The organism is Acetonema longum DSM 6540 (assembly GCF_000219125.1).
Classification (GTDB): domain Bacteria; phylum Bacillota; class Negativicutes; order Sporomusales; family Acetonemataceae; genus Acetonema; species Acetonema longum.
Genome location: NZ_AFGF01000079.1, coordinates 1 through 26,868, shown reverse-complemented (window position 1 = coordinate 26,868; position 26,868 = coordinate 1). Strand labels below are relative to the sequence as shown.

28 protein-coding genes and 1 pseudogene are annotated in these 26,868 nt (G+C 53.5%); 3 read left to right on the top strand and 26 right to left on the bottom strand.

Annotated elements, in window-relative coordinates:
* Nucleotides 1–369: 369 nt before the first annotated feature.
* The 25 genes and pseudogenes from hypE to ALO_RS09270 form a co-directional block, all read right to left on the bottom strand.
* A complete protein-coding gene (gene hypE, locus ALO_RS09390; protein WP_040293080.1) occupies nucleotides 370–1,380 on the bottom strand; it encodes a hydrogenase expression/formation protein HypE in 1,011 nt (336 codons plus the stop codon).
* A gap of 76 nt (nucleotides 1,381–1,456) precedes the next feature.
* Complete coding sequence (gene hypD / locus ALO_RS09385) at nucleotides 1,457–2,554, bottom strand: hydrogenase formation protein HypD (protein ID WP_004573260.1); 1,098 nt, start codon at nucleotides 2,552–2,554, stop codon at nucleotides 1,457–1,459.
* Nucleotides 2,544–2,765, bottom strand: coding sequence for a HypC/HybG/HupF family hydrogenase formation chaperone (locus ALO_RS09380; protein ID WP_004573259.1), 222 nt, complete (start codon nucleotides 2,763–2,765; stop codon nucleotides 2,544–2,546). Before ALO_RS09380 ends, hypD begins: the two co-directional genes overlap by 11 nt.
* A 2-nt stretch (nucleotides 2,766–2,767) precedes the next feature.
* Complete coding sequence (gene hypF, locus ALO_RS09375) at nucleotides 2,768–5,050, bottom strand: carbamoyltransferase HypF (protein WP_004573258.1); 2,283 nt, start codon at nucleotides 5,048–5,050, stop codon at nucleotides 2,768–2,770.
* A complete protein-coding gene (locus tag ALO_RS09370) occupies nucleotides 5,043–5,525 on the bottom strand; it encodes a HyaD/HybD family hydrogenase maturation endopeptidase (protein WP_004573257.1) in 483 nt (160 codons plus the stop codon). Before ALO_RS09370 ends, hypF begins: the two co-directional genes overlap by 8 nt.
* Nucleotides 5,526–5,548: 23 nt before the next feature.
* Nucleotides 5,549–6,250 (bottom strand): hydrogenase nickel incorporation protein HypB, encoded by a 702-nt coding sequence (gene hypB / locus ALO_RS09365; protein ID WP_004573256.1) that lies wholly within the window; start codon nucleotides 6,248–6,250, stop codon nucleotides 5,549–5,551.
* Nucleotides 6,251–6,592, bottom strand: a complete 342-nt coding sequence (gene hypA / locus ALO_RS09360) for a hydrogenase maturation nickel metallochaperone HypA (protein ID WP_004573255.1) — start codon at nucleotides 6,590–6,592, stop codon at nucleotides 6,251–6,253. It abuts the gene before it with no gap.
* 5 nt (nucleotides 6,593–6,597) lie between these two features.
* The gene (locus ALO_RS09355; protein ID WP_004573254.1) at nucleotides 6,598–6,834 is read right to left on the bottom strand and encodes a heavy-metal-associated domain-containing protein; all 237 of its coding nucleotides are present in this window, start codon (nucleotides 6,832–6,834) and stop codon (nucleotides 6,598–6,600) included.
* 29 nt (nucleotides 6,835–6,863) lie between these two features.
* Nucleotides 6,864–7,646, bottom strand: a complete 783-nt coding sequence (cybH, locus tag ALO_RS09350) for a Ni/Fe-hydrogenase, b-type cytochrome subunit (RefSeq protein ID WP_004573253.1) — start codon at nucleotides 7,644–7,646, stop codon at nucleotides 6,864–6,866.
* An 11-nt stretch (nucleotides 7,647–7,657) separates the two neighbouring features.
* A complete protein-coding gene (locus ALO_RS09345) occupies nucleotides 7,658–9,538 on the bottom strand; it encodes a nickel-dependent hydrogenase large subunit (RefSeq protein ID WP_004573252.1) in 1,881 nt (626 codons plus the stop codon).
* A complete protein-coding gene (locus tag ALO_RS09340) occupies nucleotides 9,535–10,638 on the bottom strand; it encodes a hydrogenase small subunit (RefSeq protein ID WP_004573251.1) in 1,104 nt (367 codons plus the stop codon). Before ALO_RS09340 ends, ALO_RS09345 begins: the two co-directional genes overlap by 4 nt.
* A gap of 474 nt (nucleotides 10,639–11,112) precedes the next feature.
* A complete protein-coding gene (locus ALO_RS09335; RefSeq protein WP_004573250.1) occupies nucleotides 11,113–11,586 on the bottom strand; it encodes a deoxycytidylate deaminase in 474 nt (157 codons plus the stop codon).
* A gap of 19 nt (nucleotides 11,587–11,605) precedes the next feature.
* Nucleotides 11,606–12,232, bottom strand: a complete 627-nt coding sequence (gene upp, locus ALO_RS09330; RefSeq protein WP_004573249.1) for a uracil phosphoribosyltransferase — start codon at nucleotides 12,230–12,232, stop codon at nucleotides 11,606–11,608.
* A gap of 21 nt (nucleotides 12,233–12,253) precedes the next feature.
* The gene (locus ALO_RS09325) at nucleotides 12,254–13,492 is read right to left on the bottom strand and encodes a serine hydroxymethyltransferase (protein ID WP_004573248.1); all 1,239 of its coding nucleotides are present in this window, start codon (nucleotides 13,490–13,492) and stop codon (nucleotides 12,254–12,256) included.
* A 250-nt stretch (nucleotides 13,493–13,742) separates the two neighbouring features.
* A complete protein-coding gene (locus tag ALO_RS09320) occupies nucleotides 13,743–14,291 on the bottom strand; it encodes a TIGR01440 family protein (protein ID WP_004573247.1) in 549 nt (182 codons plus the stop codon).
* A gap of 265 nt (nucleotides 14,292–14,556) precedes the next feature.
* Nucleotides 14,557–14,997, bottom strand: a complete 441-nt coding sequence (gene rpiB, locus ALO_RS09315; RefSeq protein WP_004095220.1) for a ribose 5-phosphate isomerase B — start codon at nucleotides 14,995–14,997, stop codon at nucleotides 14,557–14,559.
* A 51-nt stretch (nucleotides 14,998–15,048) separates the two neighbouring features.
* Nucleotides 15,049–15,522 carry a low molecular weight protein arginine phosphatase gene (locus tag ALO_RS09310; protein ID WP_004095219.1) on the bottom strand — a complete coding sequence of 158 codons (474 nt, stop codon included), beginning with the start codon at nucleotides 15,520–15,522 and terminating at the stop codon, nucleotides 15,049–15,051.
* Between the two features lie 28 nt (nucleotides 15,523–15,550).
* Nucleotides 15,551–16,150, bottom strand: coding sequence for a manganese efflux pump MntP (locus ALO_RS09305; protein ID WP_004095218.1), 600 nt, complete (start codon nucleotides 16,148–16,150; stop codon nucleotides 15,551–15,553).
* Nucleotides 16,151–16,199: 49 nt separating this feature from the next.
* Entirely contained in the window at nucleotides 16,200–17,249 is a 1,050-nt protein-coding gene (locus ALO_RS09300; RefSeq protein ID WP_004095217.1) for an L-threonylcarbamoyladenylate synthase, read from the bottom strand.
* A 131-nt stretch (nucleotides 17,250–17,380) separates the two neighbouring features.
* Complete coding sequence (gene prmC, locus ALO_RS09295) at nucleotides 17,381–18,265, bottom strand: peptide chain release factor N(5)-glutamine methyltransferase (RefSeq protein ID WP_004095216.1); 885 nt, start codon at nucleotides 18,263–18,265, stop codon at nucleotides 17,381–17,383.
* Nucleotides 18,266–18,269: 4 nt separating this feature from the next.
* Nucleotides 18,270–19,332: pseudogene (gene prfA / locus ALO_RS09290) on the bottom strand (peptide chain release factor 1).
* Nucleotides 19,325–20,242 (bottom strand): DUF1385 domain-containing protein, encoded by a 918-nt coding sequence (locus tag ALO_RS09285; protein WP_004095214.1) that lies wholly within the window; start codon nucleotides 20,240–20,242, stop codon nucleotides 19,325–19,327. The pseudogene prfA and the gene ALO_RS09285 overlap by 8 nt, the downstream one beginning before the upstream one ends.
* 102 nt (nucleotides 20,243–20,344) lie before the next feature.
* Entirely contained in the window at nucleotides 20,345–20,548 is a 204-nt protein-coding gene (gene rpmE, locus ALO_RS09280; protein WP_004095213.1) for a 50S ribosomal protein L31, read from the bottom strand.
* 114 nt (nucleotides 20,549–20,662) lie between these two features.
* The gene (locus ALO_RS09275; RefSeq protein WP_004095212.1) at nucleotides 20,663–21,289 is read right to left on the bottom strand and encodes a hypothetical protein; all 627 of its coding nucleotides are present in this window, start codon (nucleotides 21,287–21,289) and stop codon (nucleotides 20,663–20,665) included.
* A gap of 92 nt (nucleotides 21,290–21,381) precedes the next feature.
* Entirely contained in the window at nucleotides 21,382–21,696 is a 315-nt protein-coding gene (locus ALO_RS09270) for a hypothetical protein (RefSeq protein ID WP_004095211.1), read from the bottom strand.
* 198 nt (nucleotides 21,697–21,894) lie between these two features.
* On the opposite strand from ALO_RS09270, the gene ALO_RS09265 reads away from it, so the two are divergent.
* The 3 genes from ALO_RS09265 to ALO_RS09255 are packed head-to-tail and all read left to right on the top strand — an operon-like array spanning nucleotide 21,895 to nucleotide 26,695.
* The gene (locus tag ALO_RS09265) at nucleotides 21,895–22,506 is read left to right on the top strand and encodes a TetR/AcrR family transcriptional regulator (RefSeq protein ID WP_004095209.1); all 612 of its coding nucleotides are present in this window, start codon (nucleotides 21,895–21,897) and stop codon (nucleotides 22,504–22,506) included.
* Nucleotides 22,507–22,520: 14 nt separating this feature from the next.
* Nucleotides 22,521–23,606 carry an efflux RND transporter periplasmic adaptor subunit gene (locus ALO_RS09260; protein ID WP_004095207.1) on the top strand — a complete coding sequence of 362 codons (1,086 nt, stop codon included), beginning with the start codon at nucleotides 22,521–22,523 and terminating at the stop codon, nucleotides 23,604–23,606.
* Nucleotides 23,607–23,608: 2 nt separating this feature from the next.
* On the top strand, nucleotides 23,609–26,695 hold the full coding sequence (locus tag ALO_RS09255) for an efflux RND transporter permease subunit (RefSeq protein WP_040293071.1): 3,087 nt from the start codon (nucleotides 23,609–23,611) through the stop codon (nucleotides 26,693–26,695).
* Here ALO_RS09255 and ALO_RS23115 read toward each other — a convergent pair.
* On the bottom strand, nucleotides 26,667–26,868 hold a 202-nt coding region (locus ALO_RS23115; RefSeq protein WP_238528244.1), incomplete at its 5' end, for a hypothetical protein. The two genes, ALO_RS09255 and ALO_RS23115, sit on opposite strands and share 29 nt — an antisense overlap.

Sequence of the window (26,868 nt, the reverse complement as noted above, 5' to 3'; positions counted from 1 at the left end):
CATGAGTCGTGTCAATGCGAATCCTGCGACATAATATTCGCTGTTAGCGCTTGTCATGGCTAGTTTTGTCACCAACGGGAAACTATATGCACCATTCATCGGCAATGCTTTCATTTTAGCACAATTCTGCCGCCTTGTATATCCATCTTACAGCCATGCCGGCAGTTTAGTATAATTTTTCCAAATCAAATGTTTAATTATTTTGAACTGTACGGGGAAGTAATCCTTGGGCGTTTTCAAAAGCATGTGGGGGTTTACGCCCACACACTACCGGGAAATCCTACAAAAAAATATCTATCTATACATATATAATAAAAAGCTTTCGGAAACTTAACCTCCGGAAGCTTTTTGTTACATCTTTTATTGGACCTAACAAATTCGGGGAAGCTGATCGGCTACCGGCATATCCAAAAGCCTGATGCCGCCGATTAAGGTCCGCAGACCGACCTGTCCCGCCGGAGAGTCGGTAACCTTACCGATAATACCGGCCTCTTTGCCGTATTTATGCCCTTTCAAAATAGCCAGCAGCCGTTCACTGGCCTGAGGCTGGGAAAAAATTATCATTTTCCCCTCGTTGGCCAGATAAAGCGGATCAAAGCCAAGGATGTCACACGCCGCCGCTACCTCGGGCTGAACCGGAATCGCCGCTTCTTCGACGAGAATCCCTACAGCCGCCTGTTGGGCGATTTCATTAAGGGTTGTCGCCAGGCCGCCCCTGGTGGGATCGCGAAGTACGGCAACATCGGGAACAGCCGACAACAGTTCTTTTACCAGTCCATTTAAGGGCGCACAGTCACTGGTCACTGTTTGCGGCAGTACCAGGCCATGGCGCAGAGCCATAATCGCTACCGCATGATTACCCACCGGACCGCTGAGTATGATGTCCTGTCCCGGCCGAACCCGCGTCGGAGATATGCCGGTCCCATCGATGACCGCGCCAATGCCGGCGGTATTGATATAGATGCCGTCAACCGCACCTTTTTCCACCACCTTGGTGTCTCCGGTGACAATAGCAACACCCGCTTCCGAAGCAGCTGCCTGCATGGACTCGACAATCCGGATCAGGTCGGCAACCGGAAACCCCTCTTCGATAATAAATCCGGCGGAAAGGTAGTGGGGATCGGCGCCGCACATGGCCAGATCATTGACCGTGCCGCAAACCGCCAGCTTGCCGATGTTACCGCCGGCAAAAAACAAGGGCTTTACCACATAAGAATCGGTAGTAAATGCCAGTTTAACTCCCGGCATGTTAATCCTGGCGCCGTCATGGAGTTCATTCAGCGCTGCGTTGGCGAAAGCGGGCAGCATCACGCCTGTCACCAGATCATGGCTCAACTTGCCGCCGCTGCCGTGGGCCAGCCGAATCCGTTTATCATTTATATCATTCATATTATTCATACCTGCCACCTTCCACACTGCAGAAAAACACGCACTACCAGGATGTTAACCACACTATTCAAACTTGCCACTTTCCTGCTCCATATTTATACCAGGCCGCGCAGGTTCCTTCCACCGATACCATGCAGGATCCCACCGGATGCTCGGGAACGCAGGCTTTACCAAATAACAAACAGTCGGCTGGTTTAATGATGCCGCGCAAAACCTCACCGCACCGGCAGGCAGCCTGTTCGGAGGCCTTTTCCACCTGAAGCGGCAAAGCGGCCAAAGCGTTAAAACGACGATACCTGTCATTGACTCCCAGTCCCGAAGCCGGGATAACCCCCATGCCCCGCCAGGCCGCATCGACAGTTTCATAGACTTGGGTTAGTACCTGCCGCGCCGCCGGATTGCCTTCATGTCTGACGATACGGCGGTATTGGTTTTCCACTATGGCCGTGCTGGCATGGATCTGCCTGGCCAGCATGTATACCGACTGCAGGATGTCCAGGGGATCAAACCCGGCAATGACCCCCGGCAGGTGATATTTCTCTGCCAGGAAGCAATAAGGCTGTTCTCCGATCATTGCGCTCACATTCCCCGGCAATAAAAAGCCGTCCACCCTGACCTCCCGGTCGGCAAGCAGGGCACTGAGAGCCGGCGGCACCAGCTTATGCGCCGACAGCACGTAAAAATTCGCAAGGCCGCGTCTCTCGGCCTCCAGCACGGTAGCGGCAGCCAGGGGGGCCGTTGTCTCGAATCCGACCGCCAGAAAAATAATCTTCTTTTCAGGATGGGCGGCGGCAATATCCAGGCTTTCCAGGGGTGAATAAACAATCCGAATGTCAGAACCGGCCGCCTTTTCCGCGGCCAGGCTGGACGCCGACCCCGGCACCCGCAGCATGTCGCCGAAAGTGGTGATGATAACGTCTGGCAAGCGGCTATAGGCCACAGCAGTGTCGAGATAATCGTTGGGCGTGACGCACACCGGGCAGCCCGGCCCGCTGACCAGTTCCACCTGAGGCGGCAGCAGTTGACGGATGCCTGCCCGGAAAATGGCTACAGTATGGGTGCCGCACACTTCCATCAGTCGCACTGGTTTGGTGATCAGCCGATCAATTTCTCCGGTAAAAAATGCGGCGGCTTGCCGCATTGTCTCCTGCCGGTTATTCAGCATAGCCGGCCAATTCCTTAAGCAACTCCGTAGTACGCCGGGCTTCTTCCTGGTCTACCTTCTGAATGGCAAAACCGGCATGCACCAGGACAAAATCCCCGATTGTCACGTCAGGCAAGAGCATCAGGCTGATTTGACGGGTGATCCCGCCGACTTCCACCGTGGCTAAAAGATCAATGATATCGATAACCTTTGCCGGCACCGCTAGACACATTTTTATCTGCTCCTTTCGATCGCGACCGCCGCCTGGCCCAGGCATAAGCCGCCGTCATTGGTTGGCACCTGGCGGTGTATCAGTACGGTAAAATCTTTTTCCAGCAATCCGGCGACTTGCCGCAAAAGGGTCATATTCTGAAAAACGCCGCCGCTCAAGGCCACTTTGCGAATGCCCGTTGTTTTACTTAACCGCCGGGTCATATCGGTGATGGCCGCCGCCAGGGTTGTATGAAACGCCGCCGCCAGTTCGGCTGTTCCGCGCCCCTGCCCTATGGCCTGCACCATAGCGGCGAAGGTGGGTCGAAAGTCCAGTTCCCGGACGTTGCCGGCGGTGATATCATAAGGCAGAGTGTCCCCACGAGCGCCGGTTGCCGCCAGTTCGAGTTCTACCGCCGCCTGGCCTTCGTAATGGATATGGGTCCGGATACCGAGAATGGCCGCCGCAATATCGAACAGCCTCCCGGCACTGGAAGTGAGCGGGGCATTGATTCCTTTCGCCGCCGCCTGGATGGTCATTTGCCAGCCCTCCGGAAGCAATCGGGCCAGAGGTATGTCCAGATTCACAAAATCTGCATTATACAGTTCCTGGAGCATCCAGGCCGCCGGCCGCCAGGGCTCTTTAATGGCCCGGCTCGCGCCCGGCAGCGGCAAATACCGGCAGTGGGCCAGACGAGTAAATTCCCGGCAGTCGGCCAGCAAGAATTCACCGCCCCACAGGTGTCCGTCACTGCCGTAGCCGGTCCCGTCAAAGGCAATGCCGATAACCGGTTCCTCCAGGCCATGTTCGGCCAGGACGGAAGCGATATGGGCGTGATGGTGCTGCACGGCGATCCGGGGAAGATTCCAATGATCAGCATATTTCGTCGACAAGTATTCGGGATGTAAATCACAGGCCACGACTTCCGGCCGGATGCCCAACAGACCTTGGCAGTGTCCGATGGTTGCTTTATAAGATTCAAAGGCAGCCATATTCTCCAGGTCGCCCATATGGACGCTGACGAAGGCTTGGTCTCCTTTAGTCAAACAAAAGGCATTCTTCAGTTCGCCGCCGCAGGCCAATACCGGTGGACCTGGCCGTACCAGGCGGATTGGAGCCGGGGCCAGGCCCCGGCTCCGGCGCAGGATATAGGGTTTATCATTAAATATCCGGACCACTGAGTCATCGGCCCGGTAATGAATTTCGCGGTTGTGAATCAGAAAATAGTCGGCAATCCCCGCCAGTCTGGCTATGGCATCCCCATCAGTATAAGCTATCGGCTCGTCGCTGCTATTGCCGCTGGTCATGACCCAGACATCCTCAGGCGCCAGCAACAGCCAATGCACAGGCGCATAGGGCAGCATCACGCCAAGACAAGGATTGCCCGGCGCTACCGCCTCAGCCAGGCTGTAACCGGCTGTCTTGGCCAGTAAAACAATCGGACGAACAGCGCCGGTAAGAAAAGTTTCTTCCGCCTGTGACACCAGGCAGTGCCGCCGGACAGACTCCAGGCTGCCGCCCATCACGGCAAAAGGCTTATCTTCGCGAATCTTTCTGGTCCGTAAAAGTGTCACCGCTTGTTGGTTCATTGCATCGCAAACCAGGTGATAGCCGCCGATTCCTTTGACAGCCACAATGGCGCCGTTTTTAAGAAGACGCCGCGCCTCTGTTAAGGGCTGGCCCGCCGCTTCTTGGCCATCGGAGTTGAGCAGGCGATACCGGGGCCCGCACACCGGACAGGCATTGGGTTGGGCGTGAAACCGCCGGTTGGCAGGATCATCATACTCGGCCTGACAGGCCGGACACATGGCAAAGGGGTCCATAGTGGTACGCATCCGATCATAGGGAACACCGGTAATAATAGTATAACGGGGACCGCAGTTAGTACAATTGGTAAAAGGGTAACCGAACCGCCGGTTATTGGGGTCGGCCATTTCCCGGCGACAGTCGGGGCAGGTAGCAATATCCGGGGATATAGTTGCTGAATGAGTGACAGATATCAGGCTTGATTTAATTTCAAATTGTGTTTCGCCTTTTAACGGCAGCGCTATGATCATCATATCCGCAATCACGGCCAATGGTGGCGCCTCGGCTGTCAAGCCCGCCACAAATTCCCGCAGGGCATGACTCGCTCCCTCAGCTTCGATCCTAACCCCAGCCCCGTCATTCAGCACCCAACCCCTTAAATGATGCCGCCGCGCCAGATTATACACAAAGGGGCGGAACCCCACCCCCTGCACAATCCCGGCAATATGAATCCCGATCCGCTCAATGTTTCCCAGCGTGGCACCGGTCTCCTCAACCATTTTCCCACACCTCTGCCTGCCAGCCTTTGAGCTGAGCGATAACCGCCGCTATGGCCGGTTCGATCATAGCGACAACGGCGGGCGTCAGATCGAGACCCAGGTCAAGGACTGCCGGCTGCACTCCGATGATGACCACTTCCTCAACCGGCTCATCCAATACTTTGAGCGCGGCCAGCACATCTTTCAGGCCCAATTCGTGCAGTGATACCTTATCCTGAAAATAGGCCTGGACGGCCTCGCCGGTCAGGCGGTAGAAACTGCCGGGCGGCTGGCCGCCGTCAATGGCATCGATGACCAACAGCCGGGCAGACCCGGTAATAAAGTGCAGTAGCTCCATGCCCAGGGTACCGCCATCCAGAACCTGCACGGGTTCGGTAAACCGGTAACGCCGCTGCAGTTCCTCAATAACTCTGACGCCAAAGCCTTCATCCTGCAGCAGAATGTTGCCGATGCCCAACACTGTTATCCGTTTCACCGTTTTTATCTCCTATCTGTGTGTCATCCAAATTTGCCCTGACCGGCAGTGAATCGGCTTGGGGCCAGTCCCGCCCTTTTATGGGCTGTCTGCCGTTTTAGCCACTCTGTCCAGTCATTCAATCCGGCGCCAGTCCGGCAGGAAACAGGAGCAATAACAACCGCCGGGTTAAGACTGACAATATCTTCGGTTGCCCCCGCCATATCAAAACTGGTGTAAGGCAACAAATCAATCTTATTCAAAATCACTATCCCGGCTTCTTTAAAGACAAGCGGATATTTCAGCGGTTTATCCTCGCCCTCGGTAATGCTCAGGACCGTAGCTCTGGCGTCTTCACCTATATTAAATTCGGCCGGGCAGACTAAATTGCCGACATTTTCAATGATAATCAGATCAAGCCCGCTTAAGTCCAGCTTGGTTATGGCCTCTTGCACCATGTTCGCATCCAGATGACAACCGCCGCTGGTATTGATCTGGACCACCGGCGCTCCATGCCGGGCGATGCGGTCGGCATCCTTGGAAGTAAACAGGTCCCCCTCAATCACAGCCAGGCGCAGTTCGTTCCCCAATGCCGCAATCGTGTGTTCCAAGAGGGATGTTTTGCCGGATCCGGGGGATCCCATTAAGTTCAACGCGAAAATGTTATAACTGGACAAGAGAGCATTGATTTCGGCGGCAATTTGATCGTTTTTGCCCAGAATATTTTCTTTCACCTGAATTTCCAATTAGTCTACCTCCAGATAGTCCACTCTGAGTTCCCGGCCGGAGATGACCGCCACTTTGGCCGAGCCGCAGGCTGAGCAAAGAAACCGGTACCCTTCCACGTCAAACTTCCGCCCGCAATCCTGACACTCAGCCACCAGAGGCACACCGGTGATGGCCAGTTCAGCTTCAGCCGCTATGGTGCCTTGGGCAACCGTACTGAAACAAAAGCGCAGTGCTTCCGGTTCCACTCCGGTCATTTGCCCGATCAAAAGGTTTATTTTTGTTACTTTTTTCGCCTGATGACCAGCCGCGTTATCCAGCGTGATATCCAATACGCCTTGCGCAATCGCCATTTCGTGCATTTTGCTTAAACGACGGCCTGCAGGCCGCGCTCCGCCAATTTTGCGGTGATGTCGGACGGCGAGATCCGGGCCGGATTGTAATCAACGGTTGTCTGTCCGTCATGGGCATGAACGTGGACATGATATACTCCCGGTAATCCCAACAAACTCTTTTCCACTTCTTTGGCATTGCCAAAACCATTCACGATAAGCTTGATTTGCGTATTGCCGCCGCTAGGCCCGCAGCCGCAGAACTTACACATGAGAAATCCCCCCATTATTTAATGTGACGTCAATCTGTTGCCGGCGCAGCCTTGTTAGCGGAGTACGCAGGGGAAGCATCGCCCGGTTGCTCGACGCGATCAGGCCGTTCCTCCGCTTCATCCGCGATTTCTTTCAGGTCCACAGGTTCATGGCGCAGAAACTTCACTCCCGAGAACATGCTGGATATTTCCCCTTCCCGTTCTATAAAGTCGGCCCGCACCACCATATAGATATGGCCGATGGCAGACAGCATAATCATCCAAGCCGCATAATGATGAATGAGATGAACATAGTATTCACCACCCAGCCAGTCGTTCCAGGGCCCGAAGATTTTGGCGCCCCAACTGTCCGGGTTGACCATATAGTACATGGCGAAACCGGTAATGATTTCAATCGCTATCAGGGCATACAGGGCCACGTAGGAAGTCCGGGCCAGGGGATTTCTCAGGTAAGGTTTATGCTGGGGCAACAGAAATAAATAGTGAAGGGTCACTTCCTTCGCGCCCAGCCAGTATTCTTTGGTCCAGAAACGGGGAAACAGGCGGTCTCCCTTGTTCATGATAAAGCCGTAAATCCGCAAAATAAAGGAGCCGACAAAAACATACGCCGTGATAAAATGAATATACCGGATGGTTTCCATGGACAGAGTCTGGCGGAAGGCGTAAGTCGGCTCAATGCCCTGACTGCCGATGAAAAACGGGTTGCCGATATACAAACCGGTAAAGAAGAGAATGGGGACGCTGTACGCCATGATCCAGTGAAATATCCGCAGCCAAGGACTGAAAACATAATATTCTTTCGAACTGTTCATTGCTTTCCCTCCTATAGCTTTATGTAGGGATCAGTGTGCACAATACTAAGCTTGTTGCCCTGAACGTCATACAGGTGAGTCGCACAGGCGAGACATGGGTCAAAAGAACGAATAGCTTTTAGAACTTCCAGGGGTTTGTCGGCGATTTTAATTTTGGTATCGATCATACTGGCTTCATAGGCCCCATAACCGGCTTGGTCGTCCCGAGGGCAGGCGTTCCAGGTGGTAGGGACGATGGCCTGATAGTTGGCGGTTTTTCCGTCTTTGATAACAATCCAGTGTCCGAGGGCGCCCCGGGGGGCTTCGTGGAGGCCAATACCTCTGGCCTCTTTGGACCAGGTGGCTGGTTCCCATTTAGCGGTATTGGCCACGGCAGTGTCACCGCTCTTGATGTTTTTGATAAGTTTGTCGAAGTAATATTTGTTGATGTAAGCCCAGAGCTGGGCCTCCAGGCCGCGGACAGCCGTTCGTCCGACGGTGGTCGGCATCCATACCTCAGGCGGCGCGTTAAGGACTTTGGATACGGCTTCGATTTGGTCAACAATCATTTTTTCAGCCCAGGTCGGCTCAATCAGGCCTTTTTTCACCTTGGTATAGATAATGATGTAACGGGCCAAAGGACCGACTTCGGCCGTTTTTCCCCGCCATTTTGGCGTCTTGATCCAGGAGTACTTGCCTTGTTCGTCAAGATTCTTCCATTCTTTTCCGGCGGTATATTGGGGCTCGGTCGCTCCGGCCCAGGGATGGACGTCCTGGCCGGGTTCGGGATAAGTGTACCAGGAATGCTCGACGCCTTCTGCGAGAATGGCCGGGTCGGCATAATCCTTGCCTTCCAGGTTGAAGTACTCGGCTTTGGCCAGGCCTTGACCGAAATTTTCGACGACGCCGTTGCTGCGCAGCAGAAGTTTTTTATGAAAATCACCGTTGGTGATGCCGGTGTAGGGCTCGTCAGGAAAGTCACCGTAGCCCAGCACCCGTTCCTTGGCCAAACCGCCGCCGTCCACGTAGCCTTTTTTTACGTAAATGTCACCAATGGCCAGCAGGTCGGGCAGGTAGAAATAATTGACCAGGTTGAGGGTCAAATTGATCGATGTATCGACGACCGCCAACCGCTCGGTGTTGATCGGAGCATTCATATCATTCATGGAAATGGAAGAAGGCATACCGCCGACGATGAAATGCGGATGAGGATTCTTCCCGCCGAAGACGACATGAGAGACCACCAGTTCCCGCTGGCGATCCAGCATGTTCAGATAATGGGCCACAGCCATGAGGTGAACTTCCGGCGGCAAGAGGTTATAGTCGGGATGGTCCCACCACTGGCCGGCGAAGATGCCAAGTTGGCCGCTCTCGACGATTTTCCTGACTTTGTCCTGGATGGTTTTAAAATATAAGGTGGTTGCCTTGGGAAAGTCCTTGGGATAGGCGTCGGTATCCAATTCCACCGGACCGGCCAGCGGCAGGCGGTATTTCTCCAATACGGCGTTTTGCAGCGCAGCGACAGCCGCCGGATCGGCCTTAAGGGCTTCCACCGGGCTGACCCAGTCCAGGGCATGCAAGTGGTAAAAATGAACCAGGTGATCGTGGATATTCTGACTGGCAGCCATAATATTGCGGATGTAGTTGGCATTTTTCGGGATCTCAATGCCCAGGGCGTCTTCCACCGCCCGCAGCGATGCCAGGGAATGGACGGTTGTACACACGCCGCAGATGCGTTGGACATATGCCCAGACATCACGGGGATCCCGGTCTTTTACAATCAATTCGATGCCGCGCCAGGCAGTGCCGCTGGACAGAGCATCCTGAACCTTGCCGCTGGCTTCGTCTACTTTTATTTCCACCCGAAGGTGTCCCTCAATCCGGGTAACGGGATCAACTACCACTCGTTTCATGCTTCCGGCCTCCTTACGTTGTCAGCTTGTTCGTTGGTTTGTCGCGATTTTTTCTGGGCTACTGACAGGGCGGCATGAACCGCAACAGCGGCTGTGGCTGCACCGGCAACGACGGCGCCTACCATGTCGGCGTTGGCATTCGTGCCCGGAACGGGAATGTTGGGCAGTCTCTCATAGAAGGGATCTTGATCCCAAAAATTCTTGCTGCTGCAGCCAATGCAGCCGTGACCGGACTGAATGGGGTAGGATAACCCGTTCCACCAGCGCAGATTGCCGCAGGAGTTATAGGTTTCCGGTCCGCGGCAGCCGAGTTTATACAGACACCAGCCGGCTTTAGCCCCGGCGTCGTCAAATCTCTCCGCGAACATGCCGGAATCAAAGAATGGCCGGCGGTAACAGGTATCGTGAATGCGGTTGCCGAAAAACTGCTTGGGCCGGCCTTGGCTGTCAAGAGGCGGCAATTGGCTGAACAGCGCGTAGTGCATTACGACGGCGGTCATAACTTCGGGGATGGGAGGACAGCCCGGGACTTTAACAATGGGTTTGCCGCGCACAACATCGCTCACAGCCACCGATTTCGTGGGGTTGGGCCCGGCGGCCTGGATGCCGCCCCAAGCGGCGCAGGAACCATATTCAATAATAGCGGCGGCACCGGCAGCCGCTTCTTTAAGCACTGTCAGGAACGGCCAGCCACCCACCATGCAGTGGATACCGTTATCGGCGGTAGGCACACCGCCTTCGACAGCCAGAATGTATTGACCGGCGTACTTTTTCATGGTCTCCTGCAGGTGATGTTCAAATGGCTCACCGGCAGCAGCCGCCAGGGTGTCGGAGTATTCGAGGGAGATCATGTTAAGGATAAGGTCCGAAGCCATCGGCGAAACCGATCGGATAAAAGCTTCATCACAGCCGGTGCATTCGTGGCCATGGAGCCAGATGACGACCGGCAGGGCTTTTTTTTCGGCGGCTTCTACCACTTGGCGCACCATGGCCGCCGGTAATCCCATCAGGGCGGTAAGGGCTGTGCAGGTCTTGAGAAAAGAGCGGCGACTCATGCTTTTTTGCTCAAATAAATCCCATAAAGAAGTCCCTGTTGTCATGTGTTAACTTGCCCCCTTATGTACTATAATACAGTGCAAATTGCAACTCACGTTGTTTCCATTGTAATAAACATTTATTATTTATGCAAGACTCAAACCACGTCCAATCGCGAACGAAGTCTTGTTTTACAAGGATTAAACTGGTTAGTCCTTCATGTGTTATGTAATCATTTTATTGTATTAATATTCAATTGTGACAGTTCTATATGAATAAGTGTTAAACGATCACAATCCTCATCCGAATCGTATTGTGAAAGGATGAAATAGTGGTTGATTGCAAATTGGCATAATATTAGAATGGCATAAATAATACTGTGTAAAATATTTCACATTCCAGCGGATATTTGATCCGATTGGTCAATAATTTTTCGATATTTCAAAAAGAAAGCGGCAAAATATTAAAAATACCAAAAGGGCATTGCAATCCTGTGTTAAACCAAGACTTGCAATGCCCTTTTCAAAGTTTTATATATTCTACCGTTTATCTGACGAGGTAAATTTCGGTAATTCAAGGCAATAGCACTCCAACCCGGCTTCCTGAGCCAAGGTGACCGCCAGTTCATCCGGATAAGGATAGTGAAACACCACCCGCTTGATCCCGGCGTTGATAATCATCTTGGTACAGGCAGAACAGGGCTGATGAGTGCAATACAAGGTCGCCCCTTCAATCGTTACGCCGTAAAGGGCCCCCTGGATGATGGCGTTCTGCTCGGCATGCAGTCCCCGGCACAGCTCATGTCTCTGCCCGGAAGGAATTCCTTGAGCCTCACGCAGGCAGCCGGCATCCAGACAATGGACCAGCCCCTGAGGAGCGCCGTTGTAGCCGGTGGTCAGAACCCGCTTGCCCTTGACGATCACTGCTCCTACCTGGCGGCGGCAGCAAGTGGAACGAGTAGCCACCACCCGGGTGATTTCCATAAAATATTCATCCCATGTCGGACGCGCCATGCCACCACATCCCCTTTGGCTATTTCGTCCCGAAAATCCGGTCGCCGGCATCCCCCAGCCCCGGCACGATGTAGCCATGGTCGTTGAGCTTCTCGTCCACTGCGGCTGTATAGATCTCTACATCAGGGTGGCTTGCGTTGACGACCTGGACGCCTTCAGGAGCAGCTACCAGGCACATCAGTTTAATCGACTTGGCGCCTCTGGCTTTGAGCATGTCGATGGTGGCCTTGCTGGAGCCGCCGGTGGCCAGCATGGGATCAATGATGATAAAATCCCGTTCAGCCACATCGGTAGGCAGTTTGCAGTAGTATTCCACCGGCTGGAGAGTTTCCGGATTGCGGTATACGCCCATGTGGCCCACTTTAGCGGCCGGAATCAGCCGCAGTACGCCGTTGACCATCCCCAGGCCGGCCCGCAGGATGGGTACAACTCCCAATTTTTTGCCGGCCAGCATTTTGCAGCGACATTTCGCCACCGGCGTTTCGACCTCAGTCTCTTCCAGCGGCAGATTGCGGGTCAGTTCGTAAGCCATCAGCATGGCCACTTCCTCCAGAAGTTCCCGGAACTCCTTGGGCCCGGTCTTAACATCCCGGATCAGGGATAGTTTGTGTTGAATCAACGGATGGTCAATAATGTGAACTTGCATATGATTCCTCCTCATATCTTGTTAACCGGCATACAGGGGATATTTGCCGCACAGCTCCCGGACCATTTTTCCGGCTTTGGCGTGGATGATCTCATTTTCCGGGTTATGCAGGGCCAGGGAAATAATTTCACCAATGACCGCCATATCCTGCTGCTTCATTCCACGGGAGGTCACTGCCGCCGTGCCGATACGAATGCCGCTGGTGACAAAAGGGCTGGCCGGATCAAAAGGAATGGCGTTTTTATTGACAGTAACGCCGGCTTCATCCAGGATTTTTTCCGCCTGTTTACCCGTCAAATTCTGCTTGCGTACATCGACCAGCATCAGATGATTGTCGGTGCCGCCGGATACCAGGTCGAAGCCTGCCTCCAGCAGTTTAGCGGCCAGGGCCTGGGCATTGCTCACAATCTGCTGCTGATACTCTTGGAATTCTCCGCTCAGAGCCTCCTTCAGCGCCACGGCCTTAGCAGCGATGATATGCATCAGAGGACCGCCCTGGATGCCGGGAAAAATAGCCTTGTCGATGGCTTTGGCATACTCTTCCCGGCAGAGGATCATTCCGCCGCGGGGTCCCCGCAGTGTCTTATGGGTAGTCGTAGTGACAATATCGGCGTAAGGCACCGGGCTCGGATGCAGTCCGGCCGCTACCAAGCCGGCGATGTGAGCCATATCCACCATCAGCATAGATCCGGCCTCTTTAGCGATGGCCCCCAGTTTATCGAATTCAATCCGCCGGGGATACGCGCTGGCGCCGGCTACGATCATTTTGGGCTTATGTTCGAGAGCCAGACGGCGTACCTCATCATAATCAATCCGGTGGGAATCAGAGGTTACACCGTAGGGAATGATGTTAAAATATTTACCGGAAATGTTCACCGGGCTGCCGTGGGTCAGGTGTCCGCCATGGGCCAGATTCATACCTAAAATGGTATCGCCGGGATTCAGAAAGGCAAAATAGACCGCCGTATTGGCCTGGGCGCCGGAGTGAGGCTGCACGTTGACATGCTCGGCCCCAAACAGCTTCTTGGCTCGTTCGATGGCCAGCTTTTCTACGATATCCACATGCTCGCAGCCGCCGTAGTAACGGTTGCCGGGATAGCCTTCGGCATATTTATTGGTAAGCACCGAACCTTGGGCCTCTAATACGGCTTTGGAAACAAAGTTTTCCGATGCAATCAGTTCCAATTTGTTCTGCTGGCGGGAAAGCTCCAGTTCGATTGCTTTAGCCACTTCCGGGTCAAAGATAGCAAGTGTTGACATGTGTTATCCCCCTCTTTTTACCCATTAGATTATCTAGTATCCTGTTGTAAAACCCATCTGCAGCCTCGAAACAGGGACCGTTCAAAAAGATCCGGATGCTAGGTAAGAGCAACGCCTGCGTTGCGTACTGGAAGAAAACAAATCACTTTTCGGTGTAGTCACAGCAAAATAGACCACTGCATACGAAACCGAAAAGAGATGTTTTCTGAATGAGTCCGCAGGAGGCTGAAGTGACTCAGATGGGCCTTTTTCAACGGTCACCGTAGATGGCTCGTGCGCCGCCGATTAACTTCGGACGGGTTTTGGCGGCAGTCACATAAGCCTGGCCCAGATATTTCTCCGTCAGTCGCAGGGGCACTGCCACCCGTTTTAGATGCATGCCGATCAGAGTACTGCCGATATCCAGCCCGGCATGGGCCTGGATCGTCTCCACCACCACCGGCTGTCTGAAACATTTTATCGCCTGTGCTGCCAAGGCACCGCCGGCATGAGGCACAGGCACCACGCTGACCGGCTCCAGGGGGTAGTGTGAAAGAATGTCCTTCTCCACCACCAGGGCGCGATTTAAATGCTCGCAGCACTGTATTGCCAAAAATAAGCCCCGCTCCCGGCAGGCGGTTATCAGATTGTCTAAAATCGACGCCGCCACCTGATCAGAGCCGGCAGTGCCGATTTTTTCTCCCCGCACCTCGCTGGTGCTGCAGCCCACCACCAGGATCTGCCCCGGTTCCAGACCGGCCAAAGCAATCAGTTCCTGCGCAATAGCCGCCGCCTGTTGGTTAAGATTGTCCAATTCCATGCTAAACCCCTCTTTCACTGCACTTTCTTAAGCCTCGAACCGAGAACCGTTCAAAAAGGTTCAGATGCTAGGTAAGAGCAACGCCTGCGTTGCCGTACTGAAGGAATTTAGGGGACTTTTCGGCTTATGAGAAATCACTCGCTACTGCCTATCTCCCGAAAAGTCACAAATTCTGATGCAGCACGACGAGGACGGGCGTGAGATTGTACGTTGGCAGGTACGTCGAACGCCCGCCCGCAGGAGTAACGACGCAGATGGGCCTTTTTCAACGGTTCTGTTCCATGTCGGTGATTTTACAAACCCGGTTCTCGTGCCGGCCACCGGTGAATTCGCTTTTCAGCCAGGTTTCCACGATCATCAGCGCCAGACCCTGTCCTATCACCCGCTCGCCCATGGCCAGGATGTTGGCGTCATTATGTTCCCGGGACATTTTTGCGGAAAAAACGTCATGACAGAGCGCCGCCCGGATGCCTTTCATCTTATTAGCGGCAATAGAGATGCCAATGCCGGTGCCGCAAATGAGAATCCCCCGTTCGCATTCGCCGGCCGCTACAGCCTGAGCCACGGTTTTGGCAATATCGGGATAATCCACCGAGTCGACGGAATGTGTGCCAAAATCACAAAATCCTATTTGGTTGGCTGCAAGATATTCCTTAATCGCTTCCTTAAGCCGGAACCCTCCATGATCGCTGCCAATAGCCAGCATTCGACACTCCTCCAAGCAATATAATGTGGCTTGTCCTAAAAAAATTTCTTCCTATTGATGTGGTTTTCCTGCCCGCTCCATAATCTTTTCCCATGCCTTATCCAGCAAGCTTTCGATTTGACAGGCGCAAGCCCGGTACACTGCCAGGGATTGTCCCACCGGATCAGGAACATCCCATCCCTCGCCGGAAAATTCAGCCAGGGTATAGGTTTTATCCCTGGCAGAGGGCGCCAATCGCAGTAAATTGGCCTTATGCCCTTGGGTCATAGTCAGAATCAAGTCTGCAGCGCCGATCCATTCCGGGGTCACCTGCCGGGAAAGGTGCCGGCTCAAATCCAGATTTCTTTCCTGCATGACGGCAACAGCCTCATCCGCAGCGGCATATTCACCGCCGGCGGCAATCCCGGCCGACAGCACTTTAATGTTGTCTTCCTGCCCGGCAGCTCTGATCTTGTCCCGCAGAACAGCCTCAGCCATGGGGCTGCGGCAGGTATTGCCGGTGCAAACCAGTAAAATGCGCAGCATGGATACCACCCCTTAATCTATGTATTTCCTATTCATAAAAAAGAGAAACCAGCAAGTGCGCCCCCAGAATAAACAGGACCAAGCCGCCTATCAGTCCGGCTTTATCCCCCAGGAATCGGCCAATGCGCCGGCCCAAACCCAAACCCGCCACCGCAATCGAGAAAATCACGATACCCAGAACCAAACTTAATATCCACAAATTAACATCCATCATGCCCATGCTGAATCCTGCGGCCAGGGCATCCACACTGACACCGGCGGCAATGGCCAGCAGCGTCATTCCTTCCAGGGACCGGGGTCCGCACAGGCTCTCTTCGTCTCCCTTCACCACGCACCAAAGCATCTGGGCACCCAGGGCCATCAGCACCAGGGCGCCGGTCACGTGAGCCACATAGCTGACGATCACCGGATTATCGGCGTGATAGGTTCCGTAGTGTTCCACGAACCCTCCCAGCCAGTGCCCGGCATGATAGCCGATCAGAATCATGATGATGTGAAATACGGCAAAAACGATCGCCGCGATAAATATAATCCGTCGGCGGATCCGCTGCATCCCAATGGGCACAGCAACCGAAAATAAATCCGTTCCCAGTGCCATGCTCAAAACGACCAATTCCAATAAGCTCATCTTGCTCACCTCACTTCAATATATATGTGAGATAAGGCTGTATCAGAATTTACTCCCGAATAATGTCATAGCCTGCGGCTTTGCGCATGCGGTTCATGACTGCCAGTCCCAGTCCCTTGTCGGCAATGCCTTCGGCAAAGATCACATCCACCGGGGTATTGTCAAATTGACGCAGGCAGTCATACAGCCGGGCTGCAATCATATCCGGCCGGCTGCGGGGTCCATAGACGGCGCTGACCACCCCGTCAGGCAAACGTTCCGCTGTCTCACCGGAGACCAAAGCCCCCACCACCTGTCCTGTTGCCTGAGCCTCGGCAATGTACCGCTCCAGGATAACCGGCATCGCCGAATCCGTAGCTTCCACCAGCCTCATGGGAGCACTGGGGGCATAATGAGTGTATTTCATGCCGGGAGAGCGGGGAACTGTGGTATGTAAGCCCGACAGAGCCGGGGCAGCTTCTACCTCTCCAAGTACCTCCAGCAGCATTTCCAGAGTAATACCGCCCGGTCTTAAGAGTGTAGGCACCGGCGTGGTGCAGTCTACCACAGTGGATTCCACGCCGATTCGGCAGGGACCGGCATCCAATACCATATCAATTTTACCATCCAGGTCGCTCAATACAGCTTTGGCATTGGCCGGACTGGGGCGACCGGAGGTATTGGCACTGGGGGCGGCAACCGGAACGCCGGCGGCGCTGATCAGTCTCCTGGCCACCAAGGAGTCAGGCAGGCGGATAGCCACAGTATTCAATCCGCCGGTTACAACCAAAGGAACGAGGTCTGACTTCTCCAGCACAACGGTGAGAGGGCCGGGCCAAAAGCGCTGCATCAAGGCGGCGGCATTGGGTGTAACGGTTTTGACCAGCCGCTCGGCTTCCTCCGTGGCGGCAATATGTAAAATCAGCGGATTGTCCCCGGGCCGTCCTTTGGCGGCAAAAATGCTCCGGACGGCTTCCGGGTCAAGACCGTTGCCGCCCAATCCATACACTGTTTCTGTGGGAAAGGCCGCCAGTCTGCCCCGGCGGATCACTTCGGCCGCCAGATCAATGGCGTTTTGCTCCGGGTCTTGGGGGTTAACATAGATGTAACGTGTTTTCATATATCATAGGGGGACCGTTGAAAAAGGCTCATCTGCGTTGTTCTTACCTAGCATCTGAACCTTTTTGGACGGTCCCAGATTCTAGACCACAGATAATTTTTCAACAAAGTCCTATATCTTCCTTTCAATATTTATTTACCAATTATTAGAACCATAACCCGCTCAATGCCGGCGAGGTCCTTGAGTACGTCGGTCACGGTCCAGCCTGATTCCCGGGCAAGCCGGCTGATGTCTTCCGACTGACCCGCTCCGATTTCCCAGGCCAGAAAGCCTTCCGGCTGCAGATAGCCGGCGGCCTCTTGCAGGATCAGGCGGTAAAAATCCAGACCATCCCTGCCGCCGGCTAAAGCGGTTCGGGGTTCCTTTCCCACTTCCGGCGCGAGAACCGGAATGTCTTCATCTTTAATGTAAGGAGGATTGGACAGGATGGCGTCAAACCCTCCGGCTGGCTTATCCGGTTCTCCCAGCGCCGTCAGCAAATTGCTCTCCCGGAAGGTTACCCGTTCCGCCACTCCCAGCCGGTCGGCGTTGTCCCGGGCCACTGCCAAAGCCTGGGGAGAAATATCCACGGCCAGACCGGTTGCCGCAGGCAATAGTTTTAAGACACTGAGAATAATAGCGCCGCTGCCGGTGCCAATGTCTAAGATCGCAGGATTCTGACAGCCTTCAAGCCGCTTTAAAACGGTTTCCACCAGCAGTTCAGTTTCCGGCCGTGGGATGAGCACCGCCGGATTTACGGCAAACTCCAGTCCCATGAACTCCTTGCGTCCCAGAATATAAGCTACCGGCAGCCGCATAACCCGTTTTTTCACATAATCCCGGTAACGGTCTAATTCCTGCTGCTGCAGGGGCTGATCAAAATTCACGTACAGCCGCAGCCGATCCAGCTTTACAATATCAGAAAGCAGTACTTCAGCATCCAGGCGCGGATTCTCCACGCCTTTTTCGCTGAAATACTGCTTGGTCCACTGGAGAATTTCCCCGATCGTCCAATTGTTTTTCTTCGCGTCGCTCACTTTTTTACTCCATTTGTTTCATTCGTTCACTTTGGTAGTACGTAATTAGACCCTGAATCAATTCCTCCAGGTCACCGTTCAAGATAAAATCCAGTTTGTGCAGAGTCAAACCAATCCGGTGGTCGGTGACCCTTCCCTGCGGGAAGTTGTAGGTACGGATACGCTCGCTGCGGTCGCCTGTGCCTACCTGGCTTTTTCTGGCCGCAGCTTCCTCGGCCCGCTGGGATTCCTGGGCAATTTCCAAAACTTTGGCCGAGGACCCTCATAGCCTTATCCCGGTTTTTCAACTGGGATTTCTCATCCTGGCACTGTACTACCACGCCGGTAGGCAGATGGGTAATCCGGACGGCCGACTCGGTTTTATTGATATGCTGACCGCCGGCGCCGGAAGCGCAATAGGTATCAATCCGCAGGTCATTGGGGCTGATGTCTACCTCTACCTCTTCAGCTTCAGGCATCACTGCCACGGTGATGGTGGAGGTATGAATGCGGCCGTTGGCCTCGGTTTCAGGCACCCGCTGCACCCGGTGCACGCCGCTTTCATATTTCATTTTGCTGTATACCCCGTCACCTTCGATCAGAAAAATGACTTCTTTAAACCCGCCCAGACCGGTAGGGTTAGCGTCGAGAACCTCAGTGCGCCAGCCCTGGGTGTCGGCATAACGGGTATACATGCGGAACATATCACCGGCGAAAAGAGCCGCTTCATCGCCGCCGGCCCCGCCACGAATCTCCACGATGACATTCTTCTCGTCGTTAGGGTCCCGAGGCAGGAGCAGAATATGCAATTCCTGCTCTAATTCTTCATTGCGGCTTTTCAAGTCTTCGAATTCTGCTTGAGCCATTTCCCGCAGTTCCGGATCGCTTTCTTTCAGCATTTCCCGGGTATTGGTCAGATCTTTTTGCATTTGCTTATATTCACGGAACTTGGCGACCACACCGGTCAGCTTGGAGTGAGCCTTGGTATGCTTCTGCCAGGTATCCATATCCTGCATGACAGCCGGATTGCTAATCAAGCCTTCCAACTCTAAATACTTGTCTTCAATAGCTTGTAATTTTTCAAGCATCGCTATTCACCCCTGGATTGGCTCGATTTGAATCCCTGTCAGGTACAACGGTTTCCGCCGGTTTGACGGCTTCCAGGGCCCGGATGGCTACTTCGATCTGGCTGTCATCCGGTTCCCGGGTGGTCAGATACTGCAACCACAACCCAGGCGTTACGATACAGGCTACCAGCCGGTTTTGACTGCGTCCGGCAAAGCGGATGATCTCGTAGGATATCCCGGCCACCAGCGGCATCAAGAGGATCCGGGACAGGATGCGCCAGAATAAACTAGGCCATCCAAGAAAAGCAAAGGTAATGATGCTGATTACCATCACAATCAGAAGAAAATTGGTGCCACAACGAGGATGCAGGCGGCTGTAGCCCCGGACATGCTCCGGGTCCAGCGGTGCTCCGGCTTCATAAGCATGGATGGTTTTATGCTCAGCGCCATGATAGGCAAAAACCCGTTGAATATCTTTCATTTGAGAAATAGCAACGATATAGGCGAGAAAAATGACCAGTCTGAGCAGTCCTTCAAACAGATTCAGGAGGAAGGGATCGCTGACGGCACTATAAATATATTTGGCCGCAAAGGTAGGAATGGCGATAAACAGCAGAACTGCCAGCCCCAGAGCAAACAGCATGGTTAAGACGATCTCTTTGGTAGAAAGCTGCTCCCCCTCTTCTCCCGCCGCCTGAGCGGAAAAGGAAAGGGCCTTGAGACCGTATACAAGCGATTCGGCCAAAGAAACCACGCCACGCAGCATGGGCTTTTTTAAGACAGGAAAGCGGTCGGTAATGGATGTGAATACGTCTTTTTGCAGGATAATCTCTCCGGACGGTTCCCGCACGGCAGTGGCGATTTCTTTCGGGCCACGCATCATCACGCCTTCAATCACCGCCTGACCGCCGATATAGACTTTAGGTTTCACGATGGCTTTCTTCCTCTCAAATTTCTAATGTATATAAATAGAGCAGAGCATTTCTGCTCTGCCTTTAGGTTTTTGGCGTAAAAAAGTATAGAGATAGGCAAATTAGCCTTCCTGGCCGTAACGTTTGTTGAATTTCTCGATACGACCGCGAGCCGCCATATTACGCTGTTGTCCTGTGAAAAAAGGATGACAGGCGGAACATACGTCTACACGCAATTCTTTTTTTACCGAACCGGTTGTAAAGGTATTGCCGCAACCACATATCACTTTGGCTTCACCATATTGGGGGTGAATTTTTTCTTTCATTCTATGCTGCACCTCGCTTTGCTCAAACCACTCTCACGTTTAATGATTATATCACATGAAAGGAAGCCGCGCAACCTAAACTTTGTAAAAGTTTGCGATGCAGACGATCCTTTTTCAACGGCCCCCGGAGGTGGCCATGGCCCGGCTTAGCATCGGCCCCCAGTAGCGACGGTCACTGTCGGGACAGACCAGCATCACTTCGGTCACCCGAGTGTCGGTAACCAGCATATAGGTTTTGATAAATACCGAAGAGGCGCCTTCGTAACCCAGGTCCGCCCGCATGGAAAAGGCCCAGGCCCGGCGGTTGCCAATAGGGGCGGTCTCGGTCGGATAAAAGTTTAACAACTTGCCGCCGTTTTGCGCCAGATAACGGGTCATATACCGCTTGACGGCATCTCCGACCTGAGCGGCCTGTCCGCTCTGCGGGCGGGCGGTGGTGGTGAACAGGGACTTGTCCACTCCCAGACTAGCGGGTGGATATTCGGAGGCCGTCAAGCGGGCGGTGCGGGAGACTGCCTTACCCTTATCCTGGTCTTGGCCTGCCAAATCCCAGGCCGGACCGGTAGTGCTTTTAAGAGGGGTGAGATTAATGTCCCCCGGCAGTTTTACATAGCCGATATTCGGCATGATCAGAATCTTTTCCGGAGCCGCATCGGCTGAACTGCCGGCTGTAACAGCAGCAAGAATGAAAAGCAACAGTAAAAAGTTTCTGAGTATCCTCGACATGTAGAGATACTGCAAAAGAAATTCCCCCTTCCGTGAAATTTGTCAAATTTGGATGATGTATGTATCACTTAAATTCCACATCTATTTCCATATTTCCTGCCGCAGCATTATTTCCGGCAAGGCCGGCAGACCGGTTTCCAACCCAGTGCCTGCCTCTGAACCCTGGATTCCAGCCTGCCAAGACTTTGTTTCAGAGTATCCATCTGGGATTGCAGATTTTGCTCTTGATGCCGGTCCGATTCGGCCCCCGGGGACGCATCAGACCAATCGCCGGCCTGGGCAGTTGAACTACCGGCTACGCTGCAGATAGTCAGGAGAAAGTGCAGCAATTGATTCAGTTCAGCCGGTTTTTTTTGCCGGGCCAGCAGCAAGCCGATGAAAACCGCTGCCAGGGTCTGCTGTTGCCCGTCCCGCCACGCCATAGGAGCCACCTCTTTTTTAGATTACTATATGCCTTATCACTCGATTCGGCAACTTCAAACCACTCTAAATGGCAGATGAAATCATTTTAGTGTTCCGCTTTCTCTATTGACGCTTGGAAACCAAGATACTATAATGGTTTATGGAGTAATTAACCAACCTTAGCGAATAAACTTAACGAATAAAGCAGGTGATTACATATGGAAACAGACGAACTAAAAAATTTGATTTTGGATAAAGCCAAAGAACGGTTTGACCGTTTTGGTTTCAAAAAAACCACGATGGATGAAATCAGTCACGACTGTAAAATTTCCAAGAAGACTATTTATGAGCATTTCAAAGACAAAGAGGATCTGTTTATCTCCCTGTTTATCCGGGAAAGCCGTCAGGTCCGGGATCTGATCTTCGCCGGCATCAGTCACATTCCGGACCCTTTGGAACGGTTAATTGAGTTAATCCGGTCCGCCATCGCCTACTTTCGTCAGGATAACTTTCTAACCCGGCTGTTAAAAGACGATGATGCCTTGTTCTCAGCCTTTTTAACCGTCAAATATCATGTCATTCTGGAGGAAGAGCTCATTTCCCTGATCGCGACCATCATTGCCGAAGGAAAAGCCCAGGGAAAACTTCGGAATGTGGATGAAAAGGTCGTTGCCTATGTCGGGTTAAAACTGTTTCAGAGCTTTAGTTATATGCGGACCATGCCCATTTCCCCGGAAAAAGATGAACAGGGGTATTATACGGATGCCCTCATTGACTTTATGCTCCACGGCCTGGTAAAAAAAGATGAAGCCTTGCCAGGCCAACAGTAAAGGGGGAATCTAAGATGCGATTCATTCAGGCCAGAAGCTACGCGGCAATTGGTCTTTTGGCCATGCTTCTGCCGCTGACCGGCTGCTCAAAAACCGTGCCGGCCCAGGAGGTCATACCCACCGTCCGCGCCCAGGCCATCAGCCTGGTCCAGACAACGCCAAGCGCCAGTTATTCCGGTGATGTCCGGGGAAGATACGAAACCCAGCTGGCCTTTCAGGTCGGCGGAAAAATTATTAAACGGGATATAGAGCTGGGCAGTGCTGTCAAAGCCGGCGACCGCCTTTTGGAGATTGATCCCCAGGATATTCAGCAGGCTGTTAACGCCTATGCAGCCCAACTGGCCTCCGCCCGGTCTCAGTTAAACCTGGCCAAAAGCAACCTGGAACGGTTCCGGCAGCTGTATGAGCAAAATGCCGTCAGCCGCCTGCAGTTTGATCAGTATCAGAGTGCTTACGACTCGGCGGAAGCGGCTTTCCGCCAGGCCTCGGCCCAATATGCCCAAGGGACTAACCAACTGGGGTATAGTACGCTATATGCCGACACGTCGGGAGTCGTTGCCGGTATCCATGCCGAAACCGGTCAAATAGTCGGCGCCGGTCAGGCTGTTGTCACCCTGGTCCGGAACGGAGAAAGAGAAATCGCCATTGATATCCCGGAAAATCGGGTGGAAGAGCTCCGGGATGCCGGACAGATCCGTATTTCCTTCTGGGCTCTGCCTGATGTGGTGATTGACGGCCGGCTGCGGGAAATCTCGCCGGTAGCTGACAAGGCATCCCGCACCTATAAGGCCCGCATCGCCTTGGTGGACCCGCCATCCTCGGTTCAGTTGGGCATGACTGCCAGCGTGGAGATCCTCAGCAGCAACGACCGGTCAGCTGTATTTGTTCCCCTGTCATCCATTTACCAAACCGGCGACACCCCCCATGTCTGGGTCATCAACAGCGATCAAGTTTCCCTGCGGCCTGTCAAAATCGGCGCTTTTGGCGATGAAACCGTCCAAATCCTCGACGGGTTAAAAGACGGGGAAACCATCGTCACCGCCGGGGTCCATAAACTGCGGGAAGGACAAAAGGTTCGCATAACCGGTGACAAGCCGTGAGTCTGAAAAATATCAATTTAACGGAATGGTCCTTGCGCCATCAGCAGCTGGTTTACTATTTCATTCTGGTGATCTTTGTAATGGGGATCTTCTCCTATCAGCAACTGGGTCGCATGGAGGATCCGGATTTTGTCATCCGGCAAATGATTGTCTCAGTGGCCTGGCCGGGGGCGGCCGCCCGTGAGATGGAGGAACAGGTCACTGACAAAATCGAGAAAAAATTGCAGAATACACCGGGCCTGGATTATCTCCGAAGCTACTCCAAGCCGGGGCAGGCCGTAATTTATGTGACTCTGCAGGAATCTTTCCCGGAAAAAGATATCCGGCCTACCTGGCTTGAAGTGCGCAATATGGTCAACGACATAAAAGATACCCTGCCTCAGGGGGTTTACGGCCCTTACTTCAATGACCGCTTTGACGATGTGTACGGCTGCATTTACGCCCTCACCGCCGATGGTTTCAGCTATGAGGAAATGCGGGAACAGGCGGAAAGAATCCGCCGCATCCTGCTGGGAGTCTCGGCTGTGAAAAAAGTGGAACTAATTGGAGTGCAGCCGGAGAAAATATACATTGAAATGGAAAGCGAAAAACTGGCCCAGATGAAACTGGACACTAACCTTATTATCAGTGCGATCCAGGCGCAAAACGCCAAGACGCCGGCCGGCATGGTAGAAACCATCTCCGATAATGTCTATTTACGGGTCAGCGGCAGTTTTGAGGACCTGGAGAATATCAGGGATCTGCCGATCCGGGCCAATGACCGCACCTTCCGGTTGGGAGATATAGCAAAAGTCCGGCGCAGCTACGCCGATCCCATGGAACCGAAAATGTTTTTCAACGGCCAACCGGCCATCGGTATCGCCGTATCCATGGAGAAGGGCGGCAATATCCTGTCCCTGGGGGAAGCTCTGGATAAAACTGTCGGCCAGGTTAAACAGGAACTGCCTCTGGGACTGGAAATCAGTCAGGTATCCAACCAGCCTCTGGTGGTTAAGGATTCCATCAATCAGTTTGTCCGTTCTCTGGCCGAAGCCATTATCATCGTGCTGGTGGTCAGCTTTCTGAGCCTGGGGCTGCGCTCCGGCGCGGTGGTGGCCCTTTCCATTCCCCTGGTCATTGCCGGTATTTTCGCCGCCATGAAAACACTGGGAATTGACCTGCACAAGGTTTCCCTGGGAGCTTTGATCATTGCCCTGGGGCTGTTGGTGGACGATGCCATTATTGCCATCGAAATGATGACCGTAAAGCTGGAACAGGGCTGGGACCGGTTTGAGGCGGCATGCTACGCCTATAATGCCACAGCCTTTCCCATGCTGACCGGAACGCTGATTACCTGCGCCGGCTTTATCCCCATCGGCTTTTCCCAGGGGGCGGCGGCGGAGTTTACCCGCAGCCTGTTTACGGTCATGACGGTGGCTCTGCTGTTGTCCTGGTTTGTCTCAGTACTGGTGGTCCCCCTGCTGGGGTATCATTTAATCCAGCTGAAACCGTCAGCATCCCCTGGGCAGAATCACGAACATGACGTGTATGACACCAAGTTTTACCGGCTGTTTCGCCGGGTGCTCACTTGGTGCCTGGACCACCGGAAGCTGGTGTTGATCCTGACGTTGGTTTGTTTTGCCGGTTCTATCTTTTTGCTGCAGTTCATCCGGCAGGAATTCTTTCCACCGTCTGTTCGCCCTGAATTAATTGTGGAAATGACACTGCCGGAAGGCGCATCCCTTAAAGCTACTTCTGAAGCGGCGCAAAAACTGTCTCAGGAACTGGAAGGCGATGCAAGCATCGATAATTACAGCTATTATGTGGGCCAGGGAGCGCCCCGGTTCGTACTGACCACCGAACCTAAACTGCCGGCTGCGAACTATGCCCAGTTTGTCATTGTGGCCAAAGACCTGACCGATCGGGATGCACTAAATCAAAAAATCACGGATCTTTTTGCCAGCCGGTTTGAAAATGTGAGAGGCCATATCAGCCTGATTCAGACCGGGCCTCCTTCCCCTTATCCGGTCATGCTGCGAGTCAGTGGCTATGAGCCGGATAAGGTGCGCCAGATCGCCCAGCAGGCAGGCAACATCATGACCGGCAATCCGCACCTGTCAAATATCCATTTTGACTGGCAGGAAAAGAATAAAGTCATACAGCTGGATGTTGATCAGGACAAGGCCCGTCTCTTAGGCATCAGCAGCCAAAACCTGGCCTTGACCCTGCAGACCCAAGTATCTGGCGCTTCGGTAGCCGAATTCTATCAGAAAGACAAAACCGTAAGCATGGTCTTTCGCCTGGAAGGACAAAACCGCAAAGACCTGGCTCAGATCAAGGACCTGCCCATTCCTCTTCCCAGCGGCCAGGTCGTCCCTCTGGAGCAGATTGCCCGAATCAGTTACGGGGCGGAAGAGGGATTGATCTGGCGGCGGGATCTGAAGCCGACAATCACTGTCCAGGCTGACGTAGCCGACGGGATCACCGGCAATGACGCCACTCAACAAGTTTACCAGAGCCTGAAGGAATTGCGGGATAAACTGCCTTTGGGCTATAGCATCGATATCGGCGGCTCCCTGGAGAGCAGTAAAAAGTCCATGACCTACCTGATGCAGCCGGTTCCAATGATGATCATCGTGATTATTACCCTGTTAATGCTGCAGCTGCAGAAAATGTCCCTGATGATTTTGACAGCTTTAACCGCGCCGCTGGGGATCATCGGAGTCAGCGGCTTCATGCTGCTGACGGGGCGTCCCATGGGCTTTGTGGCTGAATTGGGCATTTTGGCCCTGAGCGGCATGATCATCCGCAACTCGGTTATTCTGATCGACCAGATTGAACAGCACATCCAGGCCGGTGAAACGCCCTGGGATGCGATCATCGACTCCGCCGTGCTGCGATTCCGTCCCATCATGTTGACCGCCGCCGCCGCCATTTTAGGCATGGTACCTCTCCTGCCCAGCAACTTCTGGGGCCCCATGGCTGTGGCCATTGCCGGCGGACTGTTCGGCGCCACCGTCCTGACGCTGCTGGTACTGCCGACGATGTATGCAGCCTGGTTCAGAGTAGACAGAAAGGAGATCAAAGGCCCCACCGGCAGAACCGTTTAATCCGGATAAAGCCTAACAAGTCACAAATTCGAAACAATAGGAAATCCCCTTGCCGCAATGTGCCCAGAACCAATAAAAACGGACTTTGCAAGAAAGCCCCCAGACGTAGGATAATGACTACGACTGGGGGCTTTTTCATGGGGGGATCGCCGGGGGGAATCGCCGGGACGGTT